Annotated in this window: 10 protein-coding genes; 3 read left to right on the plus strand and 7 right to left on the minus strand. The window is 38.5% G+C overall.

The features are described from left to right. Positions 1 to 128: 128 nt before the first annotated feature. The 5 genes from HQK88_09560 to HQK88_09580 all read right to left on the minus strand — a co-directional run bounded on the left by HQK88_09560 (position 129) and on the right by HQK88_09580 (position 10,138). Positions 129 to 2,570 carry a PAS domain S-box protein gene (locus HQK88_09560; GenBank protein ID MBF0617044.1) on the minus strand — a complete coding sequence of 814 codons (2,442 nt, stop codon included), beginning with the start codon at positions 2,568 to 2,570 and terminating at the stop codon, positions 129 to 131. An 8-nt stretch (positions 2,571 to 2,578) separates the two neighbouring features. Beyond that, on the minus strand, positions 2,579 to 3,142 hold the full coding sequence (locus tag HQK88_09565; GenBank protein ID MBF0617045.1) for a chemotaxis protein CheB: 564 nt from the start codon (positions 3,140 to 3,142) through the stop codon (positions 2,579 to 2,581). Continuing rightward, complete coding sequence (locus HQK88_09570; protein ID MBF0617046.1) at positions 3,132 to 3,998, minus strand: protein-glutamate O-methyltransferase CheR; 867 nt, start codon at positions 3,996 to 3,998, stop codon at positions 3,132 to 3,134. Before HQK88_09570 ends, HQK88_09565 begins: the two co-directional genes overlap by 11 nt. Before the next feature lie 219 nt (positions 3,999 to 4,217). Beyond that, positions 4,218 to 7,757, minus strand: coding sequence for a response regulator (locus HQK88_09575; GenBank protein MBF0617047.1), 3,540 nt, complete (start codon positions 7,755 to 7,757; stop codon positions 4,218 to 4,220). A 62-nt stretch (positions 7,758 to 7,819) separates the two neighbouring features. Then, positions 7,820 to 10,138 (minus strand): diguanylate cyclase, encoded by a 2,319-nt coding sequence (locus HQK88_09580; protein MBF0617048.1) that lies wholly within the window; start codon positions 10,136 to 10,138, stop codon positions 7,820 to 7,822. A 265-nt stretch (positions 10,139 to 10,403) separates the two neighbouring features. On the opposite strand from HQK88_09580, the gene HQK88_09585 reads away from it, so the two are divergent. After that, the gene (locus HQK88_09585) at positions 10,404 to 12,296 is read left to right on the plus strand and encodes a hypothetical protein (protein ID MBF0617049.1); all 1,893 of its coding nucleotides are present in this window, start codon (positions 10,404 to 10,406) and stop codon (positions 12,294 to 12,296) included. Between the two features lie 42 nt (positions 12,297 to 12,338). Here the strand turns inward: HQK88_09585 and HQK88_09590 are convergent, their stop codons facing one another. Beyond that, entirely contained in the window at positions 12,339 to 12,770 is a 432-nt protein-coding gene (locus HQK88_09590; protein MBF0617050.1) for a hypothetical protein, read from the minus strand. After that, positions 12,763 to 13,512: a ParA family protein gene (locus HQK88_09595; protein MBF0617051.1), complete on the minus strand. Its 750-nt coding sequence runs from the start codon at positions 13,510 to 13,512 to the stop codon at positions 12,763 to 12,765. The genes HQK88_09590 and HQK88_09595 overlap by 8 nt, the downstream gene beginning before the upstream one ends. Before the next feature lie 142 nt (positions 13,513 to 13,654). On the opposite strand from HQK88_09595, the gene HQK88_09600 reads away from it, so the two are divergent. Next, entirely contained in the window at positions 13,655 to 15,505 is a 1,851-nt protein-coding gene (locus HQK88_09600) for a tetratricopeptide repeat protein (GenBank protein MBF0617052.1), read from the plus strand. After that, complete coding sequence (locus HQK88_09605; GenBank protein MBF0617053.1) at positions 15,486 to 17,219, plus strand: tetratricopeptide repeat protein; 1,734 nt, start codon at positions 15,486 to 15,488, stop codon at positions 17,217 to 17,219. Before HQK88_09600 ends, HQK88_09605 begins: the two co-directional genes overlap by 20 nt. Positions 17,220 to 17,227: the final 8 nt, after the last annotated feature.

Here is a 17,227-nt window from a genome sequence, read left to right on the forward strand (position 1 = left end):
TATCCAATATCAAGGATCTCTGAAGTGCTTGAAAATGTAGATATATTAAAACCGGTCAAGCACCTCTTTTATATGCTGCTCATCCTTTACGTAAAGCAGCGTCAATGTTTTTAATATTAGTTTACATGTCATATCTCAATCCTGACCTCGGCACCACTATCACAATTTCTTACTGTTAAACTACCACCCATATTTGTTTCAATAATTGTCTTTGACATATAAAGCCCAATACCTGTCCCCCCGGCGCCCTTAGTTGTAAAATAAGGCTCAAAGATTCTCTCTTTTATACTTTCAGGGATTCCCCCGCCATTGTCTTTTATTGAAACTATAACTTTGGATTTGCCTTCATTGTTATTTATACTAAGTTCTATCCACCCATTTATTTCAGGAGCATTTTTCTTTTTTGTTACAACTGCATCCCTTGAGTTATTCAAAATATTGAGCACCACCTGTTTAAACTCGTTAGGATATCCCTCAGTGACCAGTAATGCGTCCTGTTCAGTTTTGATAGAAATGTGTATCTTGCTTCTATTGAAAACATGTACAAACATTGACAACAACTCTTCTATGGCTGTTTTTACATTGAACAGTTGTTTTTCCTTTGCGGGAATAAAGAAGTTTTTGAAATCATCAATAGTTTTTGACATAAAGTTAATCTGATTCATTGTAGAGCCAACTATATCTTCAACATATTTATCATTAATCTCACCGCAGGAATATGTTTCGCCTAAATCCTGTATGTTTAATCCTATAGCATTCAAAGGTTGTCTCCATTGGTGGGCTATTAATCCTATCATCTCACCCATGGATGCCATCTTGGATTGTTGAATCAGCATTTGTTCCTGATTTTGTCTTTTTTCGGTCTCTGCTTTTACCATAGCCTCAAGATTGCAATTTAGTGTTTTTAAATCCTCGTCCATCCGTTTACGATCTATTGCTATGGCGTAAATAGCAGCTAAACGTTGTATGATATTAAGATCTTCATCTGTATAATCTCTCTCAGCATTTGAAAGCGCAATATTACCAATCAAATTATTTTTTATAATTGCCGGAACACACATAAAGCGCTTCACTGGAATATTCCCCTCAGGAATACAACATTTGTAAGCAGTGTGCTCTTTCGGGTTATTAGTGTAAAACGCCTGTTTTGTATCTATAGCGTATCCCCACAAAGCATCATAGCCATCATTATCCTTTGGAAAAGCCAGTCGCAGGTATCTATTATCCACATTATACTGGCTGACTGTCTGCTCCGGCGCGCTTCTGTCTGTCTCTGAGACATATCCGTGTAAACTTTCCGTTAGTTTCATTGCCTGTTTATTTACAATTACAGAAATATCATCTATATCCATTTCAGGAGAGAGTAATGCCTCAGACACCTCTGCCACTGCTCTCTGAAAATCCAGTTCCCGTTTCATTATAGCCTGTGCTTTTTTAATGTCTGAAATATCATGAAATATTTCAAACTTATATATTGATTCGTCTATATTCCTTAATGGAGTATCGAAAAGCGAATATGTCTTGTTGTTTTTCGATGAATGCCATTCCCATGTAACGCTTTTTCCTGCAAAAACTTCATTGTTTTTACACCATGGGCATTGTTGCGTTCTGTCATGAAAATACTCGTAACACTTACGGCCATTCACTTCTCCGAACTCTTTTAGCAAAGATTTATTAATAAAATCTATATCATTGTCTTTAGTAACTATATATATACCATCCTCCATCGTATCCATTATCGATTTAAGCTTATCCCTCTCTGTTTTAATTATATCCTCCATCTGTTTCTTATAAGTTATATCTTCAACGATGGCCAGGCTAAGTGTTAGTTTATTTTCTCTTACACACAAGGGGATACATTTAAAGCTTACCCATACTATGTTTGAATCTTTACGAATATATCTTTTCTCCGTACTGAAAACTGATAAACTGCCGCTGTATAAACGTTTTAATCCATCCAGTTGTTGCGCGATATCATCTGGATGGGTAATGTTTTGCCATGTGAGTGTTGATAATTCATCGTGGGAATAACCAGTTATATTGCAGAAAGTTTGATTAAATTTAACTAATCTGCCGGAGGTTAACTCTATAATGTTAATTCCAATTGGCGCTTGCTCAAAGATAATCCTTATTTCTTTTTCCAACTCCTCGTTAGCTTTACGCAGCAGTTCGGAGTGTTCGGTAATTAACTGCTTTTGTTTGTGAAGTGCCAGAAAGGCATTTACCTTGCTTTTTAAAATCGCATCATCAACTGGTTTTACTAAGTAATCCACGGCTCCAATTTCATATCCTTTAGAAATAAATTTCTCTTCTATGCTTACTGCGCTTATGAAAATTATTGGAACCGTCCTGGTTTTGTTATTGCTCCTGATAAAAGATGCCGTCTCAAAGCCGTCCATTTCAGGCATCTGCACATCCAGTATCACTAATGCAAACTCATCGCGCAAAAGATTCCACAGCGCCTCTTTACCGCTTACTGCTCTTACGATATTGACGTCGGGCTGGGCAAGGATGGTTTCCAGCACCAGAAGATTTTCCGCTCTGTCGTCAACAATTAATATATTTTGCATATATATTCTTACCTCGATAATTCGTTAAGTTTATCAGCAATCTCAGGCAAATTTAAAATATAGTCAACCGTGCTTTCATTGATTGCTGCCAGGGGCATTGCTGGATATTGTGCGCTTTCAGGGTTTTGTACTATCGTTGTGCCTCCCCGCTCTTTTATCCTCTTTAAACCCACACTGCCATCACTGTTGGCTCCGGTCAATATTATACCAAAACAGTGCTTAGTAAAAGCATCCGCGGCAGTTTCAAAAAGCACGTCTATCGATGGACGGGAATAATTTACACGTGGATCCACTGACAGAGAAAACGTTTTGTCGTCTTCTATCAGCAGATGATAATCCGGCGGAGCAATATATATAAAACCATTTTGAATTTTTTCCTTATCCTCTGCATATTTGACCTTTAACCGGACAATTTTGCTGAAGAAATGAATTAACTCATCTTTTGTATCCCGATGCAAGTGTAATACCACTATGACAGGGAGGGGAAAATCGTCGGGCAACCCAATTAAAAGTCTTTTAAGCGCTTCAATCCCACCGGCGGATGCGCCTATTACAACAGCCTCATACTTCATGGCACTCCTTTTGGGAATTTGAGACAGGGTTTCTTTTATATATCTTTTCCTCTTTCAGAACCTGTATATAATTGTTGGAAAAGCTTGAGAGCCGAATGGTTTCTTTTGAACCCAGGCAAAGATAGCCGCCCGTCTCCAGCGATTCGGTAAATAATCCAAACACTCTGTTCTGCAGCTCTCTGTTAAAATATATCAACACGTTTCTGCAAAAAATGATGTTCATCTCACCAAACACACCGTCTGATGCAAGGTTATGAACTGAAAACACTACGTTTTGTTTTAACGACTGATCAATTATAGCACAATCACCTTCAGTTGTGAAGTAATCGCTGAATGAGTGCATCCCTCCGGTCTGTAAGTAGTTGGAGGCGTATTTTTTTAATAATTTCAGATCAAAGATGCCCTTTTTTGCACTATTTAGCGCTCTCTCGCTGTAATCGGTTGCGTATATTATGGTTTTATCGTAAAGGTTTTCCTCTCTTAGCACTATGCTAAGGGAATACACCTCCTCGCCGGTTGAGCAGCCTGCTACCCAGATTTTTAGAAATGGCAATTGGCTTAGCTCAGGAATTATAGTTTTTCTCAAAGTATGAAAGAACTCAGGGTCACGGAACATCTCGGTTGTGCTTATCGAAAAATCCCCGAGCAATTCTACAAAAAACGGCCTGTCATATATCACTCTGTTAATAATTTCAGTTATCTTGTTTATCCCCGATACAGACATCCTGTGCTTTATTCTTCTTTTTATCGAGGCTTTTGAATAATTTCTGAAATCGTATCCGTACTTTGAGTGTATAGCCTCAAGAAGGAGCATTATTTCTAAGTTTTCATTGTCTTCGTTATCGTAGTAGTCCATATGCTATACCTGTTTTATACCGTTAATAAAAAAAGACATGGATTCCTGCCTGCGCAGGAATGACAGAAAAAAGACGGAATAACAGAAAATAAACTCCAGCCTCCTTTGTCATCCCGCACCGCCCCTTTGTCATCCCGCATCACCCCTTTGTCATCCCGCACTTGTTGCGGGATCCAGTCCTTTTTTTCCCGTAATTTATTTTGAAGGTTAATTTCTGTCTCATTGATATAGCCAAATTCGTAACAGGGACAGAAGTCTGTCCTTATCAACAGGTTTTGAAATATAATCGTTTGCTCCGGCCTCTATGCACCTCATTCTGTCTTCTTTCATTGCCTTAGCGGTGAGAGCTATGATCGGTATCTCTTTATATTGTTTGATTTTCCTTACCTCACTTATTGCTGCGTAACCGTCCATCTCCGGCATCATTATGTCCATAAGTATAACCTCAAGTGTATCGTTTTTCTTTAATATATCGAGGCACTCTGTCCCGTTTCTTGCCGTAAACACGTTCATTCCCTCCCCCTCAAGTATGCTCGTTAAGGCAAACACGTTTCTGGAATCATCATCGGTTACCAGTATGTTTCTGTTCTTAAATATATGCTCTTTATCGTGCACTCTCAGGAGTATCTTCTGTTTTTCCTCCGGCAATTGTGATTCCTCAAGATGTAAAAACAGCACGATTTCATCAAGCAGCCTGTCGGGTGATTTTACAGTTTTAAGCACTATCCTGTGGGCATACATGTTGAGTTTTATCTCATCCCCGACACTAAGCTGTGAGCTGTTATAGATTATTACCGGTATGTTGCACAGTGTTTCCGAGTTTTTTATTATATCTAAAAAAGTGAAACTTACAGGCTCATTATCTGTAATATTCATTATTATAAAATTATACTGATTAGATTCTACTATCTTTTGAGCTTTTTTTGCCGACACATAATCCACGCCCACGTAAGTGTTTTTTAACAGTTCCTTAAGTGCCGTCTCCTGTTGAATATTAAGGTTAATTGCCAGAATCTGTTTTTTTTCATCAGAGTAGATACTTTCCAGTCTGTTGAAAGCCTCTTCAATGTTTTTCATGTTGACGGGCTTTGTTAAATAGCCGACACTGCCGGATTTCATAACATCTATGTTTTTTTCCGATGCAGATATTATGTGTATTGGAATGTTGCGCGTCTCCGAGGAGTCTTTTAACCTTTCAATAACCGTCCAACCATCTAAATCTGGCAAACCCATGTCCAAAATTATCGCATTAGGTTTATATTTATGTGCGTACCCTATGCCGTGTCCTCCGTCCTGTGCTATTATGCACTTATAGCCTCTTTCGCGGCTTATTTCCAGCAGGATTTTTGCAAATGCTATGTCATCCTCTATTATTAAGATTGATTTATCATCCGGTGACATGCTCTCCCTGTCATCCTCTGACACTTTTCCTATCAATTTAAGTTGGGATTTGCTCTCCAGTGTTTTTTCAGAGAGTACATCAGAAGGAGCAACGTGTTGTACGTCAGGTATAAGTATGGTAAAGGTACTGCCTGAGCCAACCTCACTCTTAACTGTTATTTCACCTCTGAGCAGCTTAACCAATTCTTTGGATATTGTAAGCCCAAGCCCGGTGCCTCCGAACCGTCTGCTCGTTGTTCCATCGGCTTGTTTAAAAGCCTCAAAAATAACTCCTAACTTATCCGCATGAATTCCAATGCCGGTGTCGGAAACTGAAATTGACAATGCGTTGCCGAGAGAATCCTTGTCTATCATTACCCTGATGAAGCCTTTTTCTTCTGTAAATTTAATGGCATTTGACAGCAGGTTTCTGATTATCTGCTCTGTTTTTTGAACATCGGTGTGAATATACTTTGGTGCATTTTCTGATACAATCACTTGTAAAGACAAATTCTTTTCCTCTGCAAAAGGTGAAAATGTCCTCACTATAAATGTTTTCAGCCTGTCTGTCTCCATGGCCCCGATGTTTAATTCAACTTTGCCGGCCTCGACTTTTGACAGATCCAGAATATCGTTTATCAATAGCAGAAGGTCATTGCCCGATGAGTAAACCGTTGAGGCACACTCCACTTGTTTTTCTGTAAGGTTGCCCTCTTTATTTTCCATGAGAAATTTTGAAAGTAACAGGACACTGTTAAGCGGTGTTCTCAACTCATGCGACATGTTTGCCAGGAACTCTGATTTATACTTGCTCGTTATTTCGAGTTCCCTGGTTTTTTGAAGGTTAAGCTCCTGATTTCTTTCAAGTTGTATGTTCTTTTTCTTTATCTCATCCCGTTGTTTTTCCATAAGGCGTGCGTGTTCCTCGAGCTCCTCGTTGGCCTGCCTGAGTTCCTCCTGTTGTTCCTGAAGCTTAAGTTCAGAGGCTCTCAGCGTCTTTGTCTGATTTGCCAGAGCCTCATTGTTAGCCCTTAATTCCTCCTGCTGTTCCTGAAGCTCCTCGGACTGGTTTTGGGTAAGAATCAAAAGTTCTTTCATACTATCCCGTGATTGTACTACGCCGAAAGATATTGCAATAGCCTCGGAAACAGATTTCATAAACTCCATATGACGTTCTGTGAATGCTGTGAATGCTCCCAGCTCTATAACGCCTTTTACCTCACCGTTATAAATAAGCGGCGTAACCAATATGTTTGAGGGTGCGCTCTCTCCCAGCCCTGATGTTATCTTTATATAATCTTCAGGAACCTCTGTTAATAGTATGCTTTGTTTTTCCAGCGCAGCCTGACCTGTCACTCCGTCTCCAAATGCAAATTCGTTAGACAAATTCTTTCGTTTTGTGTGTGCATATGTGCCGGTTAGCTTCAGGGTGTTTTGGGTTTTCTGCGTCAGGTAAATTGCTCCTATCAGTGCTCCCATGTATTCGGAAATAAACACTATCAGTCTTTGAGAAAGAGTTATAACATCCTGTTCGCCGCGCATTATTTCGCCTATTTGTGTGTATCCTGTTTTTTTCCAGTCCTCGATGTCTCTGTCAGAAGATATATTGCGTAAGTTTTCCGTCATAAGCAGAAACGATTTGGATAACTGGCCTATTTCGCCCCGCTCTGATACATCTATGTTAATGTTTAAATTACCTGAACCTATTTCTTTGGTTATTAGTATTAACCTTCTAATAGGAGAGGTAATGCTCCGTGTAAAGATAAACGCAAATACACTGCAGATAAGCATTGCTCCAGCTAAAATAAAATATAAAATATTTCTGGATTCATTATTTGATTTCTGAGTGTTTTCATAAAACAACTTTGCTTTGACAGAGGCAAACTCTATTGCTTCTTTTAGTAACTTCTCATTGTCTGTAGCATTTTCGTACAATTTAGTATCCAACTGTTTCTCAGCCTCAGTCTTTTTGCCCTGTAACAGCAGATCAAAATAATCATCGTGAAGCGAAATATATTTCTCATAATTTTTACGAATGTTTCTTATTATTTTTTTATCGCCCAAAAACATATCTTCTGCTACTGTCAGATCGTTTAATATTTCAGGGTCTATAGCGGATATCTCTGTTTTCATTTCCAAAACAGCTTCATTATTAGGCAGAAAATAAGCCTTTCTTAATAAATATCTGGCTCTGAATATATTCGCATCGGTTGATAGTAATTTGCCTTTTACCGTGAAAGGATGCTCGTAGAGATTTTTTATCTGATTGGCTGCGAAATCCAGTCTGCTTATTGAATAAGAGAACAGAAGAAGAAAAACAAATAACATGAGCAGATACCCTATGGCAATACGAGTTCCGATTTTTAGATTTTTAATCATTGATTTCTCCTTAATATGGTATCTTTCTTATGAGAGTTTTCAGGTGCCAGTAATTGTAACTCCTAAGAATCAGCTCTGTCTATTTCAAATAAAGGGTCAGCACATTCATCAGTTGTTTCATTATCGTAAAACATATACCTGTTTTTTCCAAGTTCCTTTGCCTTATACATCGCCATATCCGCTCTTTTTATAAAAACACTGCTTAAGTTGTCAATTTCATCACTTAATTGACCGAATGGATACACCTCAATACCTATACTTGCGCCTATGTGGCATTCATACTCATTTATTAAAAATACCGTATTCAATGATGAAATAATCTTATCTGCAATCATTACCACATCATTCTGTTCACTTATTTTACTGAGAATAATAATGAACTCATCTCCACCTATACGGGAAACTGTATCTGTTTTTCGCACAATACTTAACAACCTTTTTGAAACATCCTTGAGTAAAACATCGCCGGTTTGATGTCCATAATTATCATTAACTGCCTTAAAATTATCCAGGTCTATAAATAACAATGCCATCTTATACTTTTCACGTTTGGCAAATTCAATCGAGGTGTTTAACCTGTCCAAAAGTAATATCCGGTTAGGCAGAGATGTAACTGTATCGTAGTGGGCAAGGAGCTGGAGTTGCTTCTCATAGTATTTTCTTTGAGTTATGTTTCTGAGCACGTAAACGCACTGGGTTACATTACCATTTTCATCTTTTATTGGCGATGCTGAGCATGAGACATATATTTCTTTTCCATCTTTATCATAATGCAGGTGTTCACTCATCGAATACTCACCGGTGCGTAACATATTCATAACAGGACATGAGTACTCTTGTTGGTTACAAGGTTCAGAGCTATTATGAATAACCATATAACAGTGTTTGCCTGTAACATCATTCTCATATACTCTGTACTCTTTCAGGAATTTGTTATTAGTGCTGACGATTGTAAAATCTTTAACGTCTATCACAGCAATAGAATCATTTATGCTGTTAATTACTGTATCAATAAAAATATTATGTCTCTTTATGGTATCCTCAATTGCTCCATGTTCGATTATGCTTGCAATCGAATTGGATATTGCTATAAAAAAATCCTCTTCCAACTTGGTTCTTTCATGATTATGCTTAACGTAAACACATAAAGTGCCCAATAACTTATTGCCGGATTTTATAGGGACACAGTAGTGCCCATGTTCGTGCATTCCTTCATATGAAATATTGTGTAATTCATCAATCTTATTAGAAAATACTATTTTATGTGTGCTTGCAGCGATACCACAAAGACAGTGTCCATAGCTTATTCGTGCACATTGTTTTAATAAAGACTCATGCAGATTTCTTTGTGCAGCCATCACTAACTCTTCGGAATTATCTACTGTGATATGTATGCAACCTTTATTCTCTAATCCTATATTTGGAACAGAAACGACAATGTCTATAATTCTCTCCAGTTTATTTTTGAGAGGAATCTGCTCCAGGGATAGTTCGAGGATATATTTAATCGTATCTTGCAGTATCTCTCTTTGTTTCAACTCAGTGATGTTTTTTGCTATCTGTTTTCCCAATGATATCTCAGATGACAACAATATATCTCTTTCCTTGAGTTTATCCAGCATAGAGTTTATGTTTTTAAGAATTCCTTTTTGGTTTTGATTTTTAAGCAGTTTATAGTCGATGTGTAAATTGCCTTGTGAAATGTTATCTAATATGTCTATGATTTCGTGCGGTTCAGCTCCTAATTCATTAATAAATGACTTAATTACCCTGGCAGCAATTAATGTGCTAATTATGATTGACAATACTAATGCAAATATGATACATAACATGAAAATATTATATAAAGCCGATGATTCAAGCTCACTTTCCTCCATTCTTTTTGTTTGAAAGTCAGTAAGATCGAGCATTGTTTTTGTTAACATATTTGAACTTGCCGTTTGCTTGTTGATTAATAATTCTTTTGATTCATGTAACTTACCCAACATAACGCTATTGGTATATTCCCGCAAAATTGAAAAATAAGTCTCCTGTGTATCTGAGATTGCTTTTAATAATAATTTGCCTTCCTTGCTTCTGATAACAGAAGTCAATTTCCCTTTACTTTCTATAATAATGTTCTTGTATTTTTCAATATTATCTAATTCTTTTTTTCTTAGCGTACTGTCCTCAATGATGAGTAATTTATTTGATGAAAGACTAATATCTCTTACGGCGTAGAGCATATCATCTAAGATCGCTGTTTTTGGATATCTGTCGTTGACTAACTTGTCTATTGTATTACGGAACGAGTTTAACATCAAAACAGCAATAACACCGTTGATGATTAAAAATACTAATATCACACCATGAGAAAAGCTAAATTTTGTTCCTAACTTCATCGCATCACCTCTTTAAAGTTTATGGCAATAATAACACCATGATATTGAGCCTGTTGTTAAGTATTATACCAAAACAATTGAATAAGTTGTAATAAATAGCAATATGTGTGACAGAAGTAACAGACGGAAAGAAAAATAAAGAATTATTTAATGAGATTTGTTTGATTTCTTTATGTTACACTAAACCATTAAAGGTAAAGTGCCGATGAGATAATATGTTTAGTAAATGCACGGCGTGTGCTAAAAGAGATTAGAAGAGGGAACAATGGGATTATTTAAGGCGTTTTCCGGAAAAAGCGAAAATTCAAAGAATGTTCCTCAACAGCCGATAGTAAAAGAAAAACTACTCAATAATCGCCGCAGCATACGGTATTTGGTTGAGGATGTTCCTATTGGGGAGACAGGTGTTTTAGTTAATATAGGCAGGGGCGGCTGTAAGTTGAAAAAGTTGTCGCCAGACCTTATAGATATGCCTGAGATAAAAGTTACAATTGCCGGAAAGGAATACCGAAGCAGAGTGGTCTGGCAGGACGACAAACACATAGGTCTCGAACTTCAGGGAGGGTTTGAATCCTCCGAGTTTATAATAAAATACCTGAAAAAGGTCAGAGATATAAGCATAAGGCCACTCAGAAGGCTTTCTGATGAAGCAATCAAGGGTTTTGTTGAAAAAGATATGCTTGGTATAATGGTTAACCTTATGGCTGAACTTGAGGCGCCAAACTGCGATATGTCACGTATGAAACTCTTTGTCTGCAAGCTTTCCGGACTAAAAGAGGCGGTTGCTGAAAAAGCCAACATAATCAGAACAGAAGAGGAGGTCGTAACACTTAAAGACGTAGATTATGCGATAAAAAGACTGGGCACTGATACGGTAAAAAAAGTATCCCTTGAGTATATAAAGAAAAAATCCTCGGAAATAGAGGTTCCGGAGTGGGGAGCACATTTTTATGACTCATATAAAATTCTGAAAACGGTTTTCTTTTCTAAACTTGCTCCTTTTTTTGGATATAAAGACAATCAGAACCTTGCTGAGGCCATTTTAAACCTTGAAACTAAGGGTGTGGATATATTTCTTAATAAAGGTAATAAGAATTTTATGAAATTTTACAATTCTCCAACCAAAATATATTCCGAGCTGACACGTTTTCTTGAAAAAATTAACTTTGGAAAAGATCTAATTCAGGTAAATAAGATTTATATAACCTCTGTCAGAAAACCCACCACCGCTCTTTACGACGGATATGTGCTTGCCCACCTTGCCCGTTACCCTCATATCACTCTTGACAAATCAATGAAACTATCTTTAAATAAAATTGTTCTTAACTTTTCTTTGATTTGCAATCTGACTATACTTGCCACTGAGGCATTCATTGAAAAGGACAAGTATGCTAACTCGGTTTTAGTCCACAAACTGAAACGCACGGGAATGGATGAAAATAAGCTACTGCTGTTTCTGGATAATATCGTTAACGAAACAAACAAAATAATGAACGACATTGGCAAGAGGGGCAATTTAAAAGGAATTAATATAAGCGGCACACCTATAAGAATAAGAGAATTTCTGGCAAAGGAGCCAAATACTGATAGATTTCTCAACTCTTTTAAAGAGTTCAAAGATAAGAAACGGCTGGTTATTAAATATGAAGATGACACTTATACACACTACATCCTCGGCAGAATACTGGATTCTGAGGAGTTTGAACTGAATACAAAGTTATGCTGCATTTTGCCATGTGAGTGCCTGTTGTCTGAGGATTTCAGTGTTGAGCAGTTTTCTTACTTCAATGTAGTGGTGTTTAAAAATATAGATCAGTTATCTCCTTCTCTCCTAAGAAGCCTTGTTAAGATGTGGAACACATTTGAGGGAAGCATTATCCTGACTTTTAGCGCTTACAGTATGCTTGATTACAGCAACAAAGAGCTCTTTTTACTTTTAAGGAAATATATTGTTGACTTTCCATCGTATTTCGCCGATCAAAAAATATACATCAAAATGGTTGAACATGTGACAAGTTACATCAAAAACTGCACAAACGGAGGCGCTCCGGATGACTCACTTTATACAAACAACGTCATAACCATGGACCACATAAGGGGCAGTGCCCTCCTGCAGGCTGCTCAGTCGCTGGAGGAGGAAGAGGAGAGTAAACCATAAGACGTTAAACACAGAACAAACAAACACATGAGGTTATAGCTGTCACTTCTTTTCCTGAGATGAATCTACAAACACACCCCTCACTATGTCTGCAATATTTTCAGCATTAGTCCTGAAAATATCAAAAGAAACAATCATTGATTGTTTCCATGTATCAATAATAACGACGTTGATTTTCCCAATCTCATTCAATAATATCTCGCGGATTTTAAGCATAGCATTCATGTTCTGGGCAACAAGGTTTATGTAGCCAGGCCTTACCTCAGTCATGACATAAGAATCCGTACTTATAGGTACGCTAACGGTCATATCGGGCTTTGCGGCAATAACAGTGGATACCATCTGCTCCTTTGCAGGCTCCTCCGCAACCTTTGTGTCTTCAATTATCGCGGGCTCTGTGTGTTGTCTGGTATTTGTGGGAACTGCTGGTTTTAAGGCGCTTAACCGTTCCATCACCTGTGTTTTCTTAGGCATTTAGTATCTCCTCAATCAGTTGCTGAAAGTCCTGGGCAACAAAGCTTTTGGGGTTATAGTCGAAAACGCTCTTATGTTGTATTTGAGAGCGCACTACGTCAATACTTAATCTAATTGTGGTTTTAAAAAGTTTTTCAGGGAAACTATCCTTCAGAGTGTCAAACACCTGCTGAGACAGAGACGTTCTTCTGTCAAACTTACAGGCAAGAACCCCCAATATGGACAGAGACGAATTTAAACTTTTCCTCTCAAGCTCTATTTCCTCAAGAAGCTGTTTAAGGCCAAGTATAGAAAAGTATCCGACATCCACAGGTATGATAATATGCTCGGCCATTGTCAGAGCATTTTTAGTAAATGCGTTAATGCTTGGCGGACAGTCCAGCACTATGTAGTCATAATCGTTGGTAATCGGAGCGAGAGCTTTTTTTAGAACATCAAAAGACTTATTATTTATCAGCATCTCCTCCATGTCTTTAAGTGAATTATTAGCAGGTATGATTTCAAGGGAATCCACAGTAGTTATGAAATCCCTTGGGTTGCCACCGTTTGTCATCAGGTCTTTGATGGTTTTGCCGCCGCTTTCAATCATAAGACCAACAGATGCCGAGGCATTTCCCTGAGCATCCACATCAACAAGCAGGGTTTTTTTGCCTGCTTTGTTTAACCCTGCTGCCAAATTTACAGACAGGGTCGTTTTACCAACTCCGCCTTTTTGGTTAGTTATCGCTATTGTTTTACTCATAACCATATTGCCTCGCTATTATATTTTAAACTTTACAATGATAATACTGCACTACGAAAAAAAGCAAGATGAAAAAGTTGAGCTCTAATTTTCTCCACTTGCGCCAGAGACCATTTTTTCATTACAATGTACTGCTACCGGAATGAAAAAAAATATAACCTCAGAGATAAAAGGCGCGCTGTCAGGAATAACTGAAGAGCCTGCACCATTTTGGATAAAGCCTCTCTCTATACCTCTGTTTATTCTAAGCCTTACAGCAGCCGTTTATTTTCCTGTTATACACAACGGCTTTATCAGCTACGATGATATCAACTATGTGATTGAAAATCCGGTTGTTATTGCAGGGCTTACCCTTAACGGTTTTGTCTGGGCTCTGAAATCAGTTTATTTTGCTAACTGGCATCCTGCCACGTGGATTTTATATATGACAGAGGCAGAGGTTTTTGGAATCAACCCGCAGGGATTTCACTTTGTCAGCATGCTGCTTCACGGTATTAACGGTCTGCTGCTTTTTATGGTTTTACAGAGGCTTTCAAAAGAGCCTGTGCCGGCTTTTTGGGCTGCTATGCTGTTTGTAGTTCATCCGCTTAATGTGGAATCGGTGGCATGGGTGTCTCAACAAAAGACGCTTCTTTCAACAACTTTTTGGTTTTTAGCTCTGTTGGCTTATGCTGTGTTTGTTGAAAAGCCGAAAGTGTTAACTTACATTGTTATAACTGTACTTTTCATTATCGGCTTAATGGCTAAACCAATGCTTGTGACGTTTCCTGTGACGTTGTTGATTTTGGATTTCTATCCGCTTAAACGGTTTCACGGTGTGTCTTTTAAGGTTAAGCTGCGGATTATTTGTGAAAAAATCCCTTTATTCATTATCACTGCTGCTGCGTCACTGATTACTGTAGTCTCTCAGAAACAATCCGGGGCAATTGTTGCTATCTCTGATGTTACAATACCGGAGCGGCTCATAAACGGTATCACATCCTATGCCGGATACATTAAGAAGATGTTTTATCCCGTTAATCTTTCCGTGTTTTACCCCTATAGCGATACGATAAATTATCTGACAGCTGGCATTGATCTTTCACTCCTTACGACAGTAGCCGTTATCTCAATAGACACTATAAAAAGAGCACCGTACATCGCTGCCGGATTTCTCTGGTATGTGGTGACTCTCTTGCCCGTCTCTCAGATAGTTCAAATAGGGGGCGCCTCAATTTCTGACCGCTATGCCTATGTGCCGCTGATTGGGCTTTTTATTGCTCTTGCCACAGGAGCATGGAACACGGTTAAAAAAGATAATTCTATGCGAAAATTTTTTGCCGTATCTGCTTTTGTGATAATTATTACACTTGGCTGCATCAGTTCTAAACAACTTTCGTACTGGAGAGATTCCGGAGCACTATTTAAACACTCAATTGATGTAACATATGGTAACTATGTTGCCTATAATGAGTATGGGATGTACTTAAAGGAAAAGGGAGAGACTAATGCGGCTATTGATATGTTCAAAGAAGGGCTTAGGTACGCTCCAAATAACAAAACTCTCAACTTTAATGTGTGGGATGCCCTCCTTAGGGCCGGGAAAGCAAATGAGGCTCAAAAACACCTTCAGGTAGCTCTTCCTATGTTTACTGAAGGGGGAAATACAGCTGGCTTAAAAGATATTGCAATTAAACTTCTACGAAAACGCGACTATAAAATGTCGGCTGCTTATTTCTCACTCCTTACCTCACTTAACCCTGGTGATGCCGATAACTTTAACTATCTGGGACTATCCTACCTTGCCCTTAAAGACTATGAAAAGGCTAAAGCGGTTTTACAAGCGGGGCTTAGGAGTTTTCCAAAACGGGCAGACCTTCATCTTCACCTTGGGCTTGCACTCAGGGAATGCGGCGAGACTGCCGCTTCAGAAAGTCACTTTGCAGAGGCAGTAAAACTTAATCCGGCTCTCACAGGAGTTATCAGAGACCTTAATGATGGCAGAAAAAAGTAAACAATTTATTAAAGACAACCTTACAATAAGTGATGAGAAAGCGCCACTTATAGCTCTCATGTTTTTGCTTTTAATCACTTTCCTTGCCTACCGAAGTATCTTGTACAACGACTTTGTAAGCTATGACGATTACCTGTGTATAATTGATAATCCGATAGTTAAGGATGGATTTACAAAAGAGGCTGTGACTGCGGCACTCATTTCCCAACACGCTGCCAACTGGCATCCTCTCTCGTGGTTTTCCCACATGATGGATGTAGAGTTATTTGGTTTTAATGCCGGAGGACATCATGGAGTGAGTCTTTTGTTTCATCTCGCAAATGTTTATTTTCTATACGTACTGCTTGTTCAGCTTACGGCAAGAAAATGGGAAAGCCTTATTGTGACGGCACTTTTTGCCATCCATCCGTTAAACGTAGAGGCTGTTGCGTGGGCTACTCAGAGAAAAACTGTGCTCTCAACACTTTTTTGGCTGCTTTGTCTTATTTCATACGTTAAATACACGAGGGATTCTAAGCGGGAGAATTTACTTTTAGCCCTGCTCTTTGAAATCCTTGCCCTGTTGTCTAAGCCGCAGGCCGTGATTATTCCTCTGACTATGCTGATAGTGGATTTCTGGCCGCTTAAACGCTTCAAAGCCCGTGGATGGCTTAAGATATCTGTAGAGAAAATTCCTTTTTTGGGTCTTTCCATTTTAGGAGGTCTCTCTGCTATCTGGTCACAGGGCAGCTATGGAGCGGTGGTTTCAACCCAAATTATTCCTTTTAGTGTAAGGATTCCAAATGCCATAGACTCCGTGTTTTTTTATATCGGAAAGGTGCTGTATCCGGTTAAGCTGTCTTGTTTCTATCCGTATATGGGTGACAGCAAGGCGGCAATAGCCACAGTGGAGGGAATAGTTATATTAATTACAGCGGCAATCGCCATAAAATTAAAAGACAGGCTGCCATACTTACTGATGGGGCTGTTGTGGTTTATAAGCACACTTTTGCCGGTAATTGGCATTATCCATGTTGGTTATGCAGCTGCGGCTGACAGATATATGTATGTGCCGATTGTAGGGATTTTCATATTGCTTGTATGGGGTATATCTGATGCTGGAAAGAGGCTCAGGACAATTAACATTTTTTCCAAATATGCACTGCTACCGGTTATTTTAGCGCTTTTTGTTATGACTCAGCGGCAGGTTGGGTTTTGGAAAGACTCCGTGAGCCTATATACTCATGCAGCTAACGCTGTTAAATTCAACTATGTGGCCTATAGCAATCTTGGGCAGATTTACCTTAAAAAGGGGCATCTTGAACCGGCACTAATGAATTTCACAGAGGCTTATAAAATAATGCCGGAGAGCCCTGAGATAAACTATAACATGTTTATTACTCTGAAAAGATTAGGGCGTTATACAGAGGCTGAAAAATACTACGTATCGTCTGCTCCGGTCTGGTATAGCGGAGATCTACCGGTGTTTTATAAGCAATTAGGCCGCTTGATGCTTAAAAATAGAAAATATAAAGAAGCGTTTAATTGCTTTTTAAAAACTCTTCAAATAGACAGAAATGATGTGGAGGGATTTAAACTTATCGCAACGGCACTTGAAAATATGGGTAGATACGATGATGCCATAGCTGCACTAAAAAAAGCCGCTATGCTAAATCCTGATGATAAAGAAATTAATGTGAGGCTTGAGACGTTAGATCAGAAAAAAAGCAAATGAAAACAGTT

The organism is Nitrospirota bacterium, assembly GCA_015233895.1.
GTDB lineage: Bacteria > Nitrospirota > Thermodesulfovibrionia > Thermodesulfovibrionales > Magnetobacteriaceae > Magnetomonas.

What these genes read in the sequence shown, in the direction of transcription:
- HQK88_09560 (MBF0617044.1), bottom strand. Translation starts at nt 2,570, where the DNA reads ATGCAAAATATATTAATTGTTGACGACAGAGCGGAAAATCTTCTGGTG.
- HQK88_09565 (MBF0617045.1), bottom strand. Translation starts at nt 3,142, where the DNA reads ATGAAGTATGAGGCTGTTGTAATAGGCGCATCCGCCGGTGGGATTGAA.
- HQK88_09570 (MBF0617046.1), bottom strand. Translation starts at nt 3,998, where the DNA reads ATGGACTACTACGATAACGAAGACAATGAAAACTTAGAAATAATGCTC.
- HQK88_09575 (MBF0617047.1), bottom strand. Translation starts at nt 7,757, where the DNA reads ATGATTAAAAATCTAAAAATCGGAACTCGTATTGCCATAGGGTATCTG.
- HQK88_09580 (MBF0617048.1), bottom strand. Translation starts at nt 10,138, where the DNA reads ATGAAGTTAGGAACAAAATTTAGCTTTTCTCATGGTGTGATATTAGTA.
- HQK88_09585 (MBF0617049.1), top strand. Translation starts at nt 10,404, where the DNA reads ATGGGATTATTTAAGGCGTTTTCCGGAAAAAGCGAAAATTCAAAGAAT.
- HQK88_09590 (MBF0617050.1), bottom strand. Translation starts at nt 12,770, where the DNA reads ATGCCTAAGAAAACACAGGTGATGGAACGGTTAAGCGCCTTAAAACCA.
- HQK88_09595 (MBF0617051.1), bottom strand. Translation starts at nt 13,512, where the DNA reads ATGAGTAAAACAATAGCGATAACTAACCAAAAAGGCGGAGTTGGTAAA.
- HQK88_09600 (MBF0617052.1), top strand. Translation starts at nt 13,655, where the DNA reads ATGAAAAAAAATATAACCTCAGAGATAAAAGGCGCGCTGTCAGGAATA.
- HQK88_09605 (MBF0617053.1), top strand. Translation starts at nt 15,486, where the DNA reads ATGATGGCAGAAAAAAGTAAACAATTTATTAAAGACAACCTTACAATA.